Source organism: Streptomyces sp. NBC_01689 (genome assembly GCF_036250675.1).
In the GTDB taxonomy this organism is placed as follows: Bacteria; Actinomycetota; Actinomycetes; order Streptomycetales; family Streptomycetaceae; genus Streptomyces.
Genome location: NZ_CP109592.1, coordinates 5209129 through 5223489 on the forward strand (window position 1 = coordinate 5209129; position 14361 = coordinate 5223489).

A 14361-nucleotide genomic window follows, 5' to 3' on the forward strand; every position below is an offset into this window, starting at 1 on the left:
AGGGCAGCCTAAGCGCTCGCCCGCGCACCGGAACGGGGCGCCGCGGGGGGTGTCGTCTCACATCTGCGGCAGCGATCCGCCCTGCACCGCCTGGACGTCCAGTTCCACCTTCAGCGTGGTGCCGATCGCGGAGATGCCCGCCTGTACGACCTGGTTGTAGTTCATCGCGAAGTCCTCACGGTGGAGCTCCGCCGTCGCACGGAAGGCGGCGCGGGTGCCGCCCCACGGGTCCGCGCCGGTGCCCAGGTAGGCGAGGTCCAGGTCCACGGGGCGTACGACGCCGTGCAGGGTCAGCTCGCCGTGGACGGTCCAGCGGTCGGAGCCGGCCGGGGTCAGACCGGTGGAACGGTAGGTGATCAGCGGGTACGTCTCGACGTCCAGGAAGTCGGGGGACCTCAGGTGCCCGTCGCGCATCCCGTTGCCCGTGTCGATGGAGGCGGCCTGGATCACGGCCTCGACCCGGGACTTGGCCACCTCGTCCGGGGCGATCTCGATGGTGGCCGAGAAGTCGGTGAACCGGCCGTGCACGCTGGAGATGCCCAGGTGCTGGGCGACGGCGCCCACCGAGGAGTGGGCGGGGTCGACGGTCCAGGGGCCGGGCGGGGGCAGCTCGGTGCCGCCCTGCCGGGCGAGGACCACGGTGCTGATCTCGGCCCGGCCGCCCGCCGTGACGATCGCGCTGGAGGCGGCGGGCGCGTACCCGACCGCGGTGACGATCACGGTGTACGCGCCGGGCGCCAGCTCGCCCGCGTCCCGTACGGCGCCCTCGGCGTCCGCCTCGGCCCGCAGCACCTGCGTCCCGGTCATGTCGGTGACCGTGACGACCGCGTGCGACACGGCCCATCCGTCCCGGGTACGAATCCGTGCGGTCAGTCCCATCCCGTTTCTCCTGCCTGTCTTGCACATGAACCGGCCCGTGGGAGCGCGGCCTCCGCTCGGAGCGCGCGTCCCACGGGCCGGGGGTCTCCTGTTACTCGCCGGGGTGGGCGAGTTCGATGTCGTGGTCGTCGACACCGTGACCGCCCACGGTCAGCGCGGTGGCCATCGGCGGGTATCCCGTCGCGATGACGGTGTACTCACCGCCGTCCAGGTCGGTGAAGGCGTACGCGCCGTCCGTGCCGGTGCGGGCCGTCCCGACCACGTTGCCGGCCGCGTCGACCAGCGTGACCCGCGCGTCCGGCAGCGGACCGCCGGGCGCCCGTACGACACCCTGGAGCCGGGCGCCCACGCGGAGTTCGACCTCGACCCGGGTGACGCCGGCGCCGCCGACCTCGACGGGCAGGGCCTGCGGGCGGTGGCCCGCCGCGTTCACCGCGACGGTCACCGGACCGGGCACCAGCTCGGCGAAACCGAACTCGCCCTGCTCACCGGTGGTTCCGGTGGCCAGCACGTCACCGCGCACATCGGTCACGATGACCATGGCGTCCTTGACCGGGGTCCCGGTCCCGGCGGCCCGCACCAGCCCGGTCAGCCCGCTCGTGCCGCTCAGCAGGATGTCGTACGCCAGCGGCTCACCGTTGACGACGACCGTCGAGGCCTGCGGCTGGAAGCCGTCCGCGGACGCGATCAGGACGTACGAACCCGTGCCGGGCGCGTCCACCGCGTAGGACCCGTCGGCCTGGGCGACCACCCGTCCGAGCTGCCGTCCCGCGAGCGAGATCAGCGTGACCGCGGCCTGCGGCACCGGCGCGCTCTCGGCGCCGCGGACGTGGCCGCGGACCGGGATCCCGCCGGAGGGCGCCGGGGCGCTCTCCCTCGTCGCGGTGGCGACGGCGGCGAGCCGCCGGTCGGTCTCCGGAGCGCCTGCGGTGTCGGTGGCGGTGTCCGCCGTCACGGCGGCGGTGGCGACGGTCCGGGCCGGGGCCTCCTCCTCGGTCGCGGCGACGGTCGGAACCCCCGCGTCGGCCTGCGCGGCCTGCGCCGCCTGGGCCAGCGCGCCCGAGGTCCGCAGCGGGACCTCCTTGATGAAGAGCATGATCAGGAAGGCGAGCAGCGCCAGCACGGAGGCGATCATGAAGACGTCCGCGATGCCGTGGCCGTACGCGCTCTCCAGGAGGGTGCGCAGCGGGCCTGGCAGGGCGTCCATGTCCGGGATGGTCCCGGTGCCGGAACCGGCCGCGGCGGCCGCGTACTTGGGGTCGAGCCCGGCGAGGCCGTCCTTGACGTAGTCGGTGATCCGGGTGGACATGATCGCGCCCAGCGCGGAGACGCCGATCGCGCCGCCGAGGGAGCGGAAGAACGTCACGGTGGAGCTGGCGGAGCCGAGGTCGGAGGGCGCCACCTGGTTCTGCGTGGACAGCACCAGGTTCTGCATCGTCATGCCGATGCCGAGGCCGAGCAGGGCCATGAAGACCGCGACGTGCCAGTACGGCGTGTCGTAGCGGATGCTGCCCAGCAGACCGAGGCCCGCGGTGATCAGGGCGCCGCCGCTGACCAGCCAGTACTTCCATCGGCCGGTCTTGGTGATGACCTGCCCGGAGACCGTGGAGGCGATGAACAGGCCGCCGATCATCGGGATGGTCATCACGCCCGACATCGTCGGGGACTTGTCACGGGCCAGCTGGAAGTACTGGCTGAAGAAGACCGTGCCGGTGAACATCGCGACGCCCACGAAGAGCGAGGCGAGGGAGGAGAGGGTGATGGTGCGGTTGCGGAACAGCCGCAGCGGGATGATCGGCTCGGTCGCCTTCGACTCGACGAGCACGAAGACCGCGCCGAGGACGATCGCGCCGCCGACCAACGCGGCGGTCTGCCAGGACAGCCAGTCGTACTTGTCACCGGCGAAGGTGACCCACACCAGCAGCAGCGAGACCGCGGCCGAGATGAAGAACGCGCCGCCCCAGTCGACCTTCACGTCCCGCTTCACGACGGGCAGGTGGAGGGTCTTCTGCAGCACGATCAGCGCGATGACCGCGAACGGCACACCCACGTAGAAGCACCAGCGCCAGCCGAGCCACGAGGTGTCGGTGATGACGCCGCCGAGCAGCGGGCCGCCGACGGTTGCGACGGCGAAGGTCGCGCCGAGGTAGCCGGAGTACCGGCCGCGCTCGCGCGGGGAGATCATCGCCGCCATGACGATCTGGGCGAGGGCGGAGAGACCGCCGACACCGATGCCCTGGACCACGCGGCAGGCGATCAGCATGCCGGCGTTCTGCGACAGACCCGCGGCGGCGGACCCGAGGACGTAGATGACCAGGGCTATCTGTACGAGCGCCTTCTTGCTGTACAGGTCGGAGAGCTTGCCCCACAGGGGTGTGGCCGCGGTCATGGAGAGCAGCGCGGCGGTGACGACCCAGGTGTAGGCGGACTGGCCGCCGCCCAGGTCGCCGACGATCTCGGGCAGGGCGTTGGTGACGATCGTCGACGACAGGATCGCGACGAACATGCCGAGGAGGAGTCCGGAGAGCGCCTCCATGATCTGCCGGTGCGTCATCGGAGCGCCGTCGGAGGACCCACCTCCGTGCTTGGCGTGAGCCCGCACACCGGCTGGTGTGGTCGTTGCCATGGGCTTCCTTCTCTAGTGCTTCGTGTGCTTACGCGGGTGTACGGGTGGTGGTCGGTTCCGGTGCGTGGACCGCCGCGGCCTCCGCCGGACAGGGGAGCCGCTGGGTGGTGCGGCTGTCGCCGAAGCTCTCGCGCAGCCGGCCCATCAGGTGGCTGAGGAGCCCGACCTCGTGGTCGGACCAGTCGCTGAGCCGGTCGGCGAAGAGCTGTGAGGAGCGCTGGGAGAGCTCGTCGAGCCGCGCGTGTCCGGCGTCGGTGAGACGCAGGATGCGCGAGCGTCTGTCGGCCGGGTCGGGGAGGCGTTCGATCCAGCCCCGGTCGGCGACGTGCGCGACGTGGCGGCTGGTCACGGACATGTCGACGGCGAGCAGCTCGGCGAGCCTGCTCATGCGCATGTCCCCGTGGCGGCCCAGCAGCGTCAGCACGGCGGCGGAACCCGCCGGGCAGTCGTGCGGCAGGATCCGCGCCAGCTCCCGCTTCACGGCGCCGATGGCGCTGAGCTGACGGGCCAACTCCTCGTACTGCGCCCGCTCGGCCATCGCCCCTCCACTTTCGTTGCTTGGGGCAACCATAAATCCAGTTGGTTGCTGCAGGCAAACGAAATGGGCCCCGCTGGAACAAAAAGATGGCAAAGGCAAGGATTGGCGAATGTAAACCCGCTGGTGAGAGCGGTGCCAGACTGAGAGTTCGCTGTGAGGGGCCGCTCCGCACCGGAGGGCCCCCCGCACTTGGGCTGACCCCGGCTATTCGCTAGGGTCCTGGGCCATGGCAAACACCCAGGGCCCCGAGGGCAACTACGACCCCGCGGGTAGCACCCAGATGTTCCGCGCTTTCGTCGACGAGGGCCCCCAGGCCCGTCAGCAGCAGCAGGTCACCGCCTCGGCGGGGCCCCGCATCGGCCTCATCATCGGCATCGTCGTCGCGGTGGCGGTCGTGGCCGCCGTGGCGTGGCTCGCCCTGTCGTAGCGACGCCCCGCCGCTGACCGGCGGCGGGTCACTCCCACTGGACGGACACGTCCCGCGTCTCGACGTGCATGCCCAGCGGCACACGCCAGGCGTCGACGCACACCGTCCAGGACTTCTCGGTGCCCGCTCCCGGGGCGATGGGCGCGGGCAGGTCCCGCGTCGAACCGATCGTGGCCCAGTCGATCCCGAGCGCCCCGATGATGTGCGTCCCGAGGGACACCGTGCCCGAACGCACCGCGGTGCCACCGGTGTTGCGGAACGAGAGGGTCACCTTCTCGCACCAGCGCCGGTCGGTGGCCTCCCGTTCGGGCGCGCCCACCACGAGGGTGGCGGGCGCCGGCGTGGACGGCGCGGACGGCGTCGACCGTGTGGGCGGGGCGGGCGCCGGCGTACCGCCGGAACCCGGCCGCGCGGGCCCGGAGCCGCCTCCCCCGGAGGGGGGAGCCGACGGTGCGCCGCCTTCGGGCGCCGTCCTCCCGGTGACGCCGGCGGACGGTTCGCGCACTCCTGGAGCCCCGGCGTCCGCCGTCGTGCCCTCGGAGGTGCCGCTGCCGTCACCGCTGCCACCGTCGCCGCCGTGCGGGCTCCGTCCGGGGCCCGAGGCCCCTTTCCCGGCCAGGGGGGCCAGTGAGACGTCCCCGGTGGGGGCCACGGCCCTGCCGGACCCTCCGGGCACGCCCACGGCGACCCGGCCGCCGCCCCCGCCGCTCCCGCAGGCGACCAGCACGGCACCCAGGCACACCACAGCCGTCGAGGCGCCCATCAGGGCGCCTCGACGGCTGGGACCACAAGTCGCTCGACGCATCGCGCCAGTGTGACTGACGGGTCGTCAATTATGAAGACGCGAGCGGCCGTTCTCGTGTGCTCGCGGTTCAGTCGGAGATGAGCCCCTCACGCAGCTGGGCGAGGGTGCGGGTGAGCAGCCGGGAGACGTGCATCTGGGAGATGCCGACCTCCTCGCCGATCTGCGACTGGGTCATGTTCGCGAAGAAGCGCAGCATGATGATGCGGCGCTCGCGGGGCGGGAGCTTGGCGAGCAGCGGCTTCAGCGACTCGCGGTACTCGACGCCCTCCAGGGCGGTGTCCTCGTAGCCGAGGCGGTCCGCGAGGGAGCCCTCGCCGCCGTCGTCCTCGGGCGCCGGCGAGTCCAGCGAGGACGCCGTGTACGCGTTGCCCACGGCCAGGCCGTCGACCACGTCCTCCTCGGACACGCCCAGCACGGAGGCGAGTTCGGCGACCGTCGGCGAGCGGTCGAGCTTCTGGGAGAGCTCGTCGCTGGCCTTCGTGAGGGCGAGCCGCAGCTCCTGGAGGCGGCGCGGCACCCGCACCGACCAGGACGTGTCGCGGAAGAAGCGCTTGATCTCACCCACGACGGTGGGCATCGCGAACGTCGGGAACTCCACGCCGCGTTCGCAGTCGAAGCGGTCGATCGCCTTGATCAGGCCGATGGTGCCGACCTGGACGATGTCCTCCATCGGCTCGTTGCGGGAGCGGAAGCGGGCCGCCGCGTACCGGACGAGCGGGAGGTTCAGTTCGATGAGCGTGTCCCGTACATAGCCGCGCTCCGGGCTGTTCTCGTCGAGCGCGGCGAGCCGCAGGAACAGGGAGCGGGACAGGGTGCGGGTGTCGATGGCTTCCGTGGTCGGAGCGGCCTGGGCGGCCGGAGCGGCCGGGACGGCGTCCGGGGCCGGAAGGGCCGGTGCGTCGACCATGTCGACGACGTCGACGACGTCGACTGCGTGAAGCGCGTCGGGCTCCGAGTCGCTCTTGGCGAGCGTGAGCACCTTCGAGCTGCCCTGGTCTGCGGACATGCCACCCCCTTTGGGTCGCGGACGGTCGCGGCGGACGCTCCCGTCGGAGGAACGCAGCCTCCACCTGAATACCGGTCGGGAGGCCACGGCAAACGCGCTTCCGGCAGAATGTCACATGTCGGCAACACGCTGTAGTGACATGTCGACATGGAGGGGGTGAATCGGCCCTGGAAAAAGGGGGTCTGACGGCTTTTCATGGGTGAACTGACGGAAAAAGAAACTGTGAGCGATTCGCTCTTGCCGGTTACGCCTCGATCCTGTTTGCGGATCTCAGTCGCGCGAAGCTGCGGGCGAGGAGCCTTGACACGTGCATCTGCGAGACGCCCAGCTCAGCGCTGATCTGTGACTGCGTCAGATTGCTGTAGTAGCGCAGCAGGAGGATCCGCTGTTCGCGCTCGGGCAGTTGCACGAGCAGGTGGCGTACGAGGTCGCGGTGTTCCACTCCGTCCAGGGCCGGGTCCTCGTACCCGAGCCGGTCGAGCAGTCCCGGCAGTCCGTCGCCCTCCTGGGCGGCCTCCAGGGAGGTCGCGTGGTACGAGCGCCCGGCCTCGATGCAGGACAGCACCTCCTCCTCGGTGATGCGCAGCCGCTCGGCGATCTCGGCGGTCGTGGGCGTGCGCCCGAAGGCCGTCGTGAGGTCCTCGGTGGCGCTGTTCACCTGCACCCACAGCTCGTGCAGCCGGCGGGGTACGTGCACGGTGCGGACGTTGTCGCGGAAGTACCGCTTGATCTCGCCGACGACCGTCGGCATCGCGAAGGTCGGGAACTGCACCCCCCGCTCGGGGTCGAAGCGGTCGATCGCGTTGATGAGGCCGATGGTCCCGACCTGGACCACGTCCTCCATGGGCTCGTTGCGGCTGCGGAAGCGGGCGGCGGCGTAGCGGACGAGCGGCAGGTTCGCCTCGATCAGGGCCCCGCGTACGTGGTCGTGTTCCGCGGTGCCCGGCTCCAGCGTCTTGAGGCGGCCGAAGAGCACCTGGGTGAGGGCCCGGGTGTCGGCGCCGCGGCGGCGCTCGGGGGCGGCCTCCTGCTCGTGCTCGGGCGCCCGCTCCTGCTCCGGCGCGCTGTGTCCCTCCGGCGCCCGCTCGTGCTCCGGCGCGCGGTCCTGGAGCGCGGGCGCCTGCCCCTGGGGAGGTGCCGGCTGTCCCAGGAGCGGGGCGCGCTCCTGGGGAGGTGCCGGCTGTTCCTGGAGGGGGGACCGCTCCTTCGGAGGTGCCTGTTCGTGGAGCGGCGGCCGCTCCAGGGAGGCCGTCGGGTCCTGGGGCGGTGCTTGAGGCGCAGTACTGGCCGGCACGGTCAACTCCACCTCTATCATCCGTCAGATCCGTCAACTCATCCGTCAAAAGCGGTCATAGCATCACAAGACATGTGCACTGTGTGCAAGCACCGCATAAAGCCGTGTTGAGCGGGAATTGTGGAGAGTTGGAGGACCGGGACGCGAAGAAGCCCCTCGCCGGTCGTGGCGAGGGGCTGCGTGAAGCGCGGCTCAGAACGGGTAGTCGGCGATCACCCAGGTGGCGAACTCACGCCAGAGCGCGACGCCGGCCTGATGCGCCGGATGCTCCAAGTACCGCTGCAGGGCGTCCGGGTCGTCGACCGCGGAGTTGATCGCGAAGTCGTACGCGATCGGCCGGTCGGTGATGTTCCAGTCGCATTCCCAGAACCGCAGCTCGGGGATCAGGCCGCCGAGCGCGCGGAAGGCGGCCACTCCCTCGACGACGCGCGGGTCGTCGCGCTGGACGCCCTCGTCGAGCTTGAAGAGGACCAGATGGCGGATCACGGGTACTCCCTGGTGGCGCGGCGCGGGTTCCCGCTCAGTTCTTGGCTCCGTCGGCGATCCACGTCATGAAGTCGCCGACGGACCGAGCGGCGGACGAAATGCCCTCGAACCCTATCTGGACGTAGTCGGCCGCCTTCGCCGGATCCGTGATGATCACGTACAGCGCGAAGACCACGAGCACATAGACGGCGATCTTCTTCGAATTCACCGCCATCGCGGCCTCCCCTGTGACTGCTGCGCCCGGTGGGCCCCCTGTTGCCGGCGGCGAGTGTAACCTTCACGCCCTTTTTATGGACCAACGGCCTGCTGGCCGGGGCCTTTTGCCGGTCCCGTCCCGGGCGGCGGAGGCGCAGGATGGAGCCGAGTCCGGCGGTCGGGAGCCCGCAGGGCCGGGGACGGACCTCACTGCGGGGTCCACGTCGCGGGAATCACCCGAATCCCGCGACGCGGACTTGAGGTCTTTCCCCGCCGGGGCGGCGGCGCGTCCCCCGCGCCGCTTCCCCCGGCCCCCAGTGGCGGGGACACGCACGAAGGGCCCCGTCTCGCGACGGGGCCCTTCTCAAGCGGTAGCGGAGGGATTTGAACCCTCGGTGACTTGCGCCACACTCGCTTTCGAGGCGAGCTCCTTCGGCCGCTCGGACACGCTACCGAGGAAGACCCTACCCCAAGGTGGGCCGTGGTCCGAAATCCGTTTCCCGCACCCCTCGGAGCCGGGCGGGGGCGGCGGAACCCGGTGCTCAGCGGGAGCGGAAGAATCCGGTGAGGAGACGCCCGCACTCCTCGTCCAGCACCCCGCCGATCACCTCGGGCCGGTGGTTGAGCCGGCGGTCGCGCACGAGGTCCCAGACGGAGCCGACCGCGCCCGCCTTCTCGTCGCGGGCGCCGAAGACCACCCGGTCCACCCGGGACTGCACCAGCGCGCCCGCGCACATCGCGCAGGGCTCCAGGGTGACGACGAGGGTGCAGCCGGACAGTCGCCACTCGCCGAGCCGCTGGGCGGCCCCGCGGATCGCGAGCACCTCGGCGTGCGCCGTCGGGTCACCCGTGGCCTCGCGCTCGTTGTGTCCGGCCGCGAGCACCGTCGTGCCGTCCGTGGACAGCACGACGGCGCCGACGGGGACGTCCCCGCCCCGGACGGCCCGGTCGGCCTCGTCCAGGGCGAGCCGCATCGCGGCCCGCCAGCGGTCGCGTACCGGATCTCGTGGAATGGTCTGTGTCGTGCCGCTCACCCGGGAAACCTAACCCGGGAAGCTAGCGGACGGTCTCCAGGACCTCCGCCGCCCCGAGGGCGTCGGCGATCGTGCTGAGCGCGTCGCCCTCGTCCAGGGCGAGCAGCTCCTTCTCGCTCACCCCGAGGTCGGCGAGGATCTCGCGGTCCCCGACGGGGCTGTGCGAGACGGCCTCGGCGGCCACGGCCTCGTCCTCGTCGTCGGAGTCGTCTGCGTCGTCGGGTTCACCGTCCTCGGTGCCGTCCAGGTCGAGGGAGTCCAGGTCGGCGTCGTCGTCGCCCGGGTCCCGTCCTAGTAGTTCGTCCGTGAGCAGGATCTCGCCGTACGAGCTGCGGGCGGCGGCTGCGGCGTCCGAGACGTAGATACGAGGGTCCTCCTCGCCGTCCACGCGGACGACGCCGAACCACGCGTCCTCCTGCTCGATGAGTACGAGCACCGTGTCCTCCTCCGAGGCTTCACGGGCCAGGTCGGTCAGATCCGACAGGGTCTCCACATCGTCGAGCTCTGTGTCGCTCGCTTCCCACCCGTCTTCGGTGCGCGCGAGCAGTGCGGCGAAGTACACCGTGACTCTCCCACTGGTCATAGGCGTGCCGGTTGGGGGTCCCCCCGGCGGAGGTTGATGGGCGGGGAGTGCTGCTCCGAGACCCCACCCACTCGGAATCGTGGCAGAAACAGAGCGTTCAGGGGACGTCTTCGGCCTGCTGTGTCTGCCTCTTTTGATCGCTACCAGCGGATCGTACGCGGCACTCGGCGTCACGCGTGCATGTCTACGCCCTCACGGCGTGGGCGGATCCCGCGAGCTACCAGCGGAAGGTGCGCATGCGCATGGCGTGACGGAGGCGGGCGACCTTGGCGCGGCGCGGCTGGACACGGTCGCGCAGTTCGCGCGCCTCGGTGAGTTCACGCAGGAACTGGGCCCGGCGCCGCCTGCGCTGGGCGTCCGTCTCCTGCTCCGGCCGCTGGACGGGCCGTTCGGGCCACCGCTGCGGGTGCCCGGCGTTCTCGGGCCGCTCGGGCCGCGCCGAGCGCTCCGGCCGCTCCGGCCGCGTGGACTGCTCCGGGGACTTGTCTTTCCGGTCCGGCATACGCACACCACCCCAGGTTCGTCCTTCCCGCCTTCCCCCGGACGGGCGGTTTGATGCCAGCGCGAGCGGTGCGGGCGCCCGGCTACTGTGGGGGGCATGCGTCTCCACGTCGTCGACCACCCCCTGGTCGCCCATAAGCTCACCACCCTGCGCGACCGGCGCACCGACTCCGCGACCTTCCGGCGGCTCGCCGACGAACTGGTCACCCTGCTCGCCTACGAGGCCACCAGGGACGTGCGCACCGAGCAGGTCGACATCGTGACCCCGGTGGCCTCCACGACGGGCGTCAAGCTGTCCCACCCGCGCCCGCTGGTCGTGCCGATCCTGCGGGCGGGCCTCGGCATGCTCGACGGCATGGTGCGGCTGCTGCCGACCGCCGAGGTGGGCTTCCTGGGCATGGTGCGCGACGAGGAGACCCTCCAGGCGTCCACGTACGCGACCCGGATGCCCGACGACCTCTCCGGGCGGCAGGTCTACGTCCTGGACCCGATGCTCGCGACCGGCGGCACGCTCGTCGCGGCGATCCAGGAGCTGATCAAGCGGGGCGCCGACGACGTCACCGCGGTGGTGCTGCTCGCCGCGCCCGAGGGCGTGGAGGTCATGGAACGTGACCTCGCGGGCACGCCCGTCACCGTCGTCACGGCCTCCGTCGACGAACGCCTGAACGAGAACGGGTACATCGTGCCGGGTCTGGGCGATGCGGGGGACCGGATGTACGGGGCGGCCGAGTAGGCCTCGGCGTCCGTCCCCGGGGCTCAGCCCCGGGCCCCGCCAGGGGGCGCTGCGCCCCTGACGCCCGCTCATCGCCCGAAGGACCCGTCCTCGAGCGGCCGGACGGGCCGAGGGTGCGGGCCCGCGCCGGAAGGCCGGCGGCCGGACGGCAGGGGCCGATGGCCGGACCGGAACCGTCCTGCACCGGCCGGCATCTCCAGCCCGTCCGGCGCCTGCCGACGTCTTCAGCCCGTCCGGCGCTTGCGGACGAGGCCGTCCGGGCCGACACGGGGGTCCGGGGGCGGCGCCCCCGGGACGGGACCCCGGGGGCCGAACCGCACCCCGGTCAGCAGTTCTTCGGCCTGGTGGAGGCGTCCGGCTTCGGATCGCTCAGCAGGGCCAGCGCCTTGTCCGCGTCCGCCTTCTTGGCGAGCGACGTGAAGCCGGTGCCGATGATGAGGTCGACCTGGTCCGCCCGGGGGCGCCCGTCGGACTTCACCTGGGCACCCGCGAGCTGGGTGCCCAGGACCGGCAGCGCGGTTTTGACGGCCGCGGCGGAGCCGAGGAGCAGTCCGGGGCCTGCGACCTTCTTGTCGTAGGCCTTCGTCGCGTTGCCCACGTCGCCGATGCGGAACCCGCGCTTCTTGAGCTCGTCGGCGGTGTCCTTGGCGAGCCCGCTGCGGGGCGTGGCGTTCAGGACGTTGACCGTGATTTTGCCGGGCTCCGGCAGGGCGCCCGCGGCGGTGGACAACGCGGCCGCGGACGCCTTGGCCGACGGACCGGGGCTGGGCGCGCAGTGTGCCTTGGTGCCGGCCGCCGTGGCCTTGTCACCGCCGCCCGTGAAGACGTCGATGAGCTGCAGGGTTCCCCACCCGATCAGCCCGAGCGCGGTGACGGAGGCGACGACCAGGAACACGAGCCTGCGGCGCCCTCGGGGCCGGCGCATCCGTGGGTACTTGTCCCCCGTGATCCGGTACTGGCCGCCCATGCCAGGGGGAGTGAGCATGCTCATGGGCGCAGCGTAGTGTGCCGCGGCGGCGATGCCTACTAAATGATCATTGACCCGCACGCAGTCCAACCCAAAAGGGTCAACCTTGGTCCGATCGAGGAGGCCGGGCGCCGGTCCGGCGGGTACTAACCCAGTTCCAGGACGCGGGCGTGGAGCACCTGGCGCTGCTGCAGCGCGGCGCGGACGGCGCGGTGCAGGCCGTCCTCCAGGTACAGATCGCCCTGCCACTTCACGACGTGCGCGAAGAGGTCGCCGTAGAAGGTGGAGTCCTCGGCGAGGAGGGTCTCCAGGTCCAGCTGGCCCTTCGTCGTCACGAGCTGATCGAGGCGGACCGGGCGCGGTGCGACGTCCGCCCACTGCCGGGTGCTTTCCCGGCCGTGGTCGGGGTACGGCCGGCCGTTTCCGATGCGCTTGAAGATCACACGGAAAGCCTACCGGCCCCGGCCTTCCGGGCGCAGCCATGGCGACGGAGTGCGACGCTGGAAAAGATGTCCCAAACCCGGGCGAACCGGTAAGTCTCCCTGCCGGCCCGGGACCCACCGGGCACACCCGGACCGGGAAGCGACGGGGAACAGGGGAACAGGGGCCTGACATGAGCGACAGCGACACCGGGGCGGGCACGCCCCCGACCGCCGCACCCGAACGGGTGAGCGGCGCGGCGGCCGTCCGGCCGGAGGCGGTGAGCGGGGGAGCCGCGCTCCCCGCCGAAGCGCTGAGGATCGCCGCCGGGTACGCGTTCACCGGACCCGCTCTCGACCTGGGTGCCCTGATCTGGGACGGGCGGTGTCTGCCGGACGCGCAGATCCGTGTGCCGCTGGCCATGCTCAACCGGCACGGCCTGGTCGCGGGCGCCACCGGCACCGGCAAGACCAAGACGCTGCAGCTGATGGCCGAGCAGTTGTCGGCGCAGGGCGTGCCGGTGTTCCTGGCCGACGTCAAGGGCGACCTGTCCGGGATCGCGGAGCCGGGTGCGGAACAGGAGAAGGTGCGGACGCGGGCGGAGGAGGTCCAGCAGGCGTGGACACCAGCCGGCTGTCCGGCCGAGTTCCTCGCGCTGGGGGGCCTGGGGCACGGCATTCCCGTACGGGCCACGGTCACCAGCTTCGGCCCGGTGCTGATGTCGAAGGTGCTCCAGCTCAATCCGACGCAGGAGCAGTCCCTCGGTCTGATCTTCCATTACGCCGACCAGAAGGGCCTCGAACTGTTCGACCTCAAGGATCTGCGGGCGGTCGTCGCGTTCCTGAGTTCGGACGAGGGCAAGCAGGAGCTGAAGGGGATCGGCGGCCTCTCGACGGCGACGGCCGGGGTGATCCTGCGGTCCCTCACCGCGTTCGAGGCGCAGGGCATGGGCCCGTTCTTCGGGGAACCTGAGTTCGACACCGGCGAGCTGCTGCGGACGGCGCCGGACGGGCGCGGTGTGGTCTCCGTCCTCGAACTCCCCGAGGTCCAGGACAGGCCGCAGCTCTTCTCGACCTTCCTGATGTGGATGCTCGCGGACCTCTTCCACGACCTGCCGGAGGTCGGCGACGTCGAGAGACCGAAGCTGGTCTTCTTCTTCGACGAGGCCCATCTGCTCTTCACCGGCGCCTCGAAGGCCTTCCTGGAGTCCGTCACGCAGACGGTCCGTCTGATTCGCTCGAAAGGGGTCGGCGTCTTCTTCGTGACCCAGACGCCCAAGGACGTGCCGGCCGACGTCCTCGCGCAGCTCGGCAACCGTGTCCAGCACGCGCTGCGCGCCTTCACACCGGACGACCGGAAGGCGCTGACGGCGACGGTGAAGACGTTCCCCGACTCCGGGTACGACCTGGAGGAGGTCCTCACCGGGCTCGGCATCGGGGAGGCCGTGGTGACCGTGATGAGCGAGCGGGGCGCGCCGACACCGGTCGCCGCGACCCGGCTGCGGGCGCCGGGATCCCTGATGGGTCCGGCCGACGGCGACGCCCTGGACCGGACGGTGCGGGAGTCCCCGCTGTACGGGCGGTACGCGCGGGCGGTCGATCGCGAGTCCGCTTACGAGAAGCTCACCGCGCGGGAGGCCGCGCGGGAGCAGGCGGCCGCGGACGCCGCGCCCGCGCCCGGGAGGGCGCCGGCGAAGGGGCGTCGGCGGGAGGAGCGTTCGGTCGTCGAGCAGGTCGTCGCGAGCGGTGTGTTCAAGTCCCTGGCGCGGTCGGTGGGGACGCAGCTCGGGCGGGAGATCACCCGGTCCCTCTTCGGGACGGCCCGCCGCGGCCGGTAGGGCGCGCCGCCGGGACGGGGTTCTCGACGG

16 protein-coding genes and 1 tRNA gene are annotated in these 14361 nt (G+C 71.6%); 3 read left to right on the top strand and 14 right to left on the bottom strand.

Features of this window, described 5'->3' with window-relative positions; genetic code table 11:
- Positions 1–57 precede the first annotated feature (57 nt).
- The 3 genes from OG776_RS22125 to OG776_RS22135 all read right to left on the bottom strand — a co-directional run bounded on the left by OG776_RS22125 (position 58) and on the right by OG776_RS22135 (position 4043).
- Positions 58–879: a YceI family protein gene (locus OG776_RS22125; protein ID WP_148009191.1), complete on the bottom strand. Its 822-nt coding sequence runs from the start codon at positions 877–879 to the stop codon at positions 58–60.
- Between the two features lie 91 nt (positions 880–970).
- A complete protein-coding gene (locus OG776_RS22130; RefSeq protein ID WP_148009190.1) occupies positions 971–3505 on the bottom strand; it encodes an MFS transporter in 2535 nt (844 codons plus the stop codon).
- A gap of 28 nt (positions 3506–3533) precedes the next feature.
- Complete coding sequence (locus OG776_RS22135) at positions 3534–4043, bottom strand: MarR family winged helix-turn-helix transcriptional regulator (protein ID WP_148009189.1); 510 nt, start codon at positions 4041–4043, stop codon at positions 3534–3536.
- 226 nt (positions 4044–4269) lie between these two features.
- Between OG776_RS22135 and OG776_RS22140 the strand changes: the two genes are divergently transcribed.
- Positions 4270–4470, top strand: coding sequence for a hypothetical protein (locus OG776_RS22140; RefSeq protein WP_148009188.1), 201 nt, complete (start codon positions 4270–4272; stop codon positions 4468–4470).
- Between the two features lie 28 nt (positions 4471–4498).
- Here OG776_RS22140 and OG776_RS22145 read toward each other — a convergent pair whose 3' ends face one another.
- The 9 genes from OG776_RS22145 to OG776_RS22185 form a co-directional block, all read right to left on the bottom strand.
- Positions 4499–5275: a hypothetical protein gene (locus tag OG776_RS22145; RefSeq protein WP_329322376.1), complete on the bottom strand. Its 777-nt coding sequence runs from the start codon at positions 5273–5275 to the stop codon at positions 4499–4501.
- A 67-nt stretch (positions 5276–5342) separates the two neighbouring features.
- Complete coding sequence (locus OG776_RS22150; protein ID WP_148009185.1) at positions 5343–6281, bottom strand: RNA polymerase sigma factor SigF; 939 nt, start codon at positions 6279–6281, stop codon at positions 5343–5345.
- Positions 6282–6525: 244 nt separating this feature from the next.
- Positions 6526–7431, bottom strand: a complete 906-nt coding sequence (locus OG776_RS22155) for an RNA polymerase sigma factor SigF (protein ID WP_410093183.1) — start codon at positions 7429–7431, stop codon at positions 6526–6528.
- Between the two features lie 336 nt (positions 7432–7767).
- Positions 7768–8061 carry a Dabb family protein gene (locus OG776_RS22160; protein WP_148009184.1) on the bottom strand — a complete coding sequence of 98 codons (294 nt, stop codon included), beginning with the start codon at positions 8059–8061 and terminating at the stop codon, positions 7768–7770.
- 34 nt (positions 8062–8095) lie between these two features.
- Complete coding sequence (locus OG776_RS22165; protein WP_148009183.1) at positions 8096–8275, bottom strand: hypothetical protein; 180 nt, start codon at positions 8273–8275, stop codon at positions 8096–8098.
- Positions 8276–8625: 350 nt separating this feature from the next.
- Positions 8626–8710 (bottom strand) — tRNA-Ser (locus OG776_RS22170).
- Positions 8711–8798: 88 nt separating this feature from the next.
- Positions 8799–9230: a tRNA adenosine(34) deaminase TadA gene (tadA, locus tag OG776_RS22175; protein ID WP_148009487.1), complete on the bottom strand. Its 432-nt coding sequence runs from the start codon at positions 9228–9230 to the stop codon at positions 8799–8801.
- An 82-nt stretch (positions 9231–9312) separates the two neighbouring features.
- A complete protein-coding gene (locus OG776_RS22180) occupies positions 9313–9852 on the bottom strand; it encodes a tRNA adenosine deaminase-associated protein (protein WP_148009486.1) in 540 nt (179 codons plus the stop codon).
- A 238-nt stretch (positions 9853–10090) separates the two neighbouring features.
- Positions 10091–10375 carry a hypothetical protein gene (locus tag OG776_RS22185; RefSeq protein ID WP_148009182.1) on the bottom strand — a complete coding sequence of 95 codons (285 nt, stop codon included), beginning with the start codon at positions 10373–10375 and terminating at the stop codon, positions 10091–10093.
- Positions 10376–10471: 96 nt separating this feature from the next.
- On the opposite strand from OG776_RS22185, the gene upp reads away from it, so the two are divergent.
- Positions 10472–11107, top strand: a complete 636-nt coding sequence (gene upp / locus OG776_RS22190) for a uracil phosphoribosyltransferase (RefSeq protein ID WP_148009181.1) — start codon at positions 10472–10474, stop codon at positions 11105–11107.
- Positions 11108–11432: 325 nt separating this feature from the next.
- Here the strand turns inward: upp and OG776_RS22195 are convergent, their stop codons facing one another.
- Both OG776_RS22195 and OG776_RS22200 read right to left on the bottom strand, forming a co-directional pair.
- The gene (locus OG776_RS22195; protein ID WP_148009485.1) at positions 11433–12074 is read right to left on the bottom strand and encodes a LytR C-terminal domain-containing protein; all 642 of its coding nucleotides are present in this window, start codon (positions 12072–12074) and stop codon (positions 11433–11435) included.
- Between the two features lie 146 nt (positions 12075–12220).
- Positions 12221–12517: a type II toxin-antitoxin system VapB family antitoxin gene (locus OG776_RS22200; RefSeq protein ID WP_003955420.1), complete on the bottom strand. Its 297-nt coding sequence runs from the start codon at positions 12515–12517 to the stop codon at positions 12221–12223.
- A 170-nt stretch (positions 12518–12687) separates the two neighbouring features.
- On the opposite strand from OG776_RS22200, the gene OG776_RS22205 reads away from it, so the two are divergent.
- Positions 12688–14331, top strand: coding sequence for a helicase HerA-like domain-containing protein (locus tag OG776_RS22205; protein ID WP_329322382.1), 1644 nt, complete (start codon positions 12688–12690; stop codon positions 14329–14331).
- The last annotated feature ends 30 nt before the right edge of the window (positions 14332–14361 follow it).

What these genes read in the sequence shown, in the direction of transcription:
- upp (WP_148009181.1), top strand. Translation starts at nt 10,472, where the DNA reads ATGCGTCTCCACGTCGTCGACCACCCCCTGGTCGCCCATAAGCTCACC.
- OG776_RS22130 (WP_148009190.1), bottom strand. Translation starts at nt 3,505, where the DNA reads ATGGCAACGACCACACCAGCCGGTGTGCGGGCTCACGCCAAGCACGGA.
- OG776_RS22185 (WP_148009182.1), bottom strand. Translation starts at nt 10,375, where the DNA reads ATGCCGGACCGGAAAGACAAGTCCCCGGAGCAGTCCACGCGGCCGGAG.
- OG776_RS22195 (WP_148009485.1), bottom strand. Translation starts at nt 12,074, where the DNA reads ATGGGCGGCCAGTACCGGATCACGGGGGACAAGTACCCACGGATGCGC.
- OG776_RS22140 (WP_148009188.1), top strand. Translation starts at nt 4,270, where the DNA reads ATGGCAAACACCCAGGGCCCCGAGGGCAACTACGACCCCGCGGGTAGC.
- OG776_RS22165 (WP_148009183.1), bottom strand. Translation starts at nt 8,275, where the DNA reads ATGGCGGTGAATTCGAAGAAGATCGCCGTCTATGTGCTCGTGGTCTTC.
- OG776_RS22125 (WP_148009191.1), bottom strand. Translation starts at nt 879, where the DNA reads ATGGGACTGACCGCACGGATTCGTACCCGGGACGGATGGGCCGTGTCG.
- tadA (WP_148009487.1), bottom strand. Translation starts at nt 9,230, where the DNA reads ATGCGGCTCGCCCTGGACGAGGCCGACCGGGCCGTCCGGGGCGGGGAC.
- OG776_RS22135 (WP_148009189.1), bottom strand. Translation starts at nt 4,043, where the DNA reads ATGGCCGAGCGGGCGCAGTACGAGGAGTTGGCCCGTCAGCTCAGCGCC.
- OG776_RS22150 (WP_148009185.1), bottom strand. Translation starts at nt 6,281, where the DNA reads ATGTCCGCAGACCAGGGCAGCTCGAAGGTGCTCACGCTCGCCAAGAGC.
- OG776_RS22145 (WP_329322376.1), bottom strand. Translation starts at nt 5,275, where the DNA reads ATGCGTCGAGCGACTTGTGGTCCCAGCCGTCGAGGCGCCCTGATGGGC.
- OG776_RS22205 (WP_329322382.1), top strand. Translation starts at nt 12,688, where the DNA reads ATGAGCGACAGCGACACCGGGGCGGGCACGCCCCCGACCGCCGCACCC.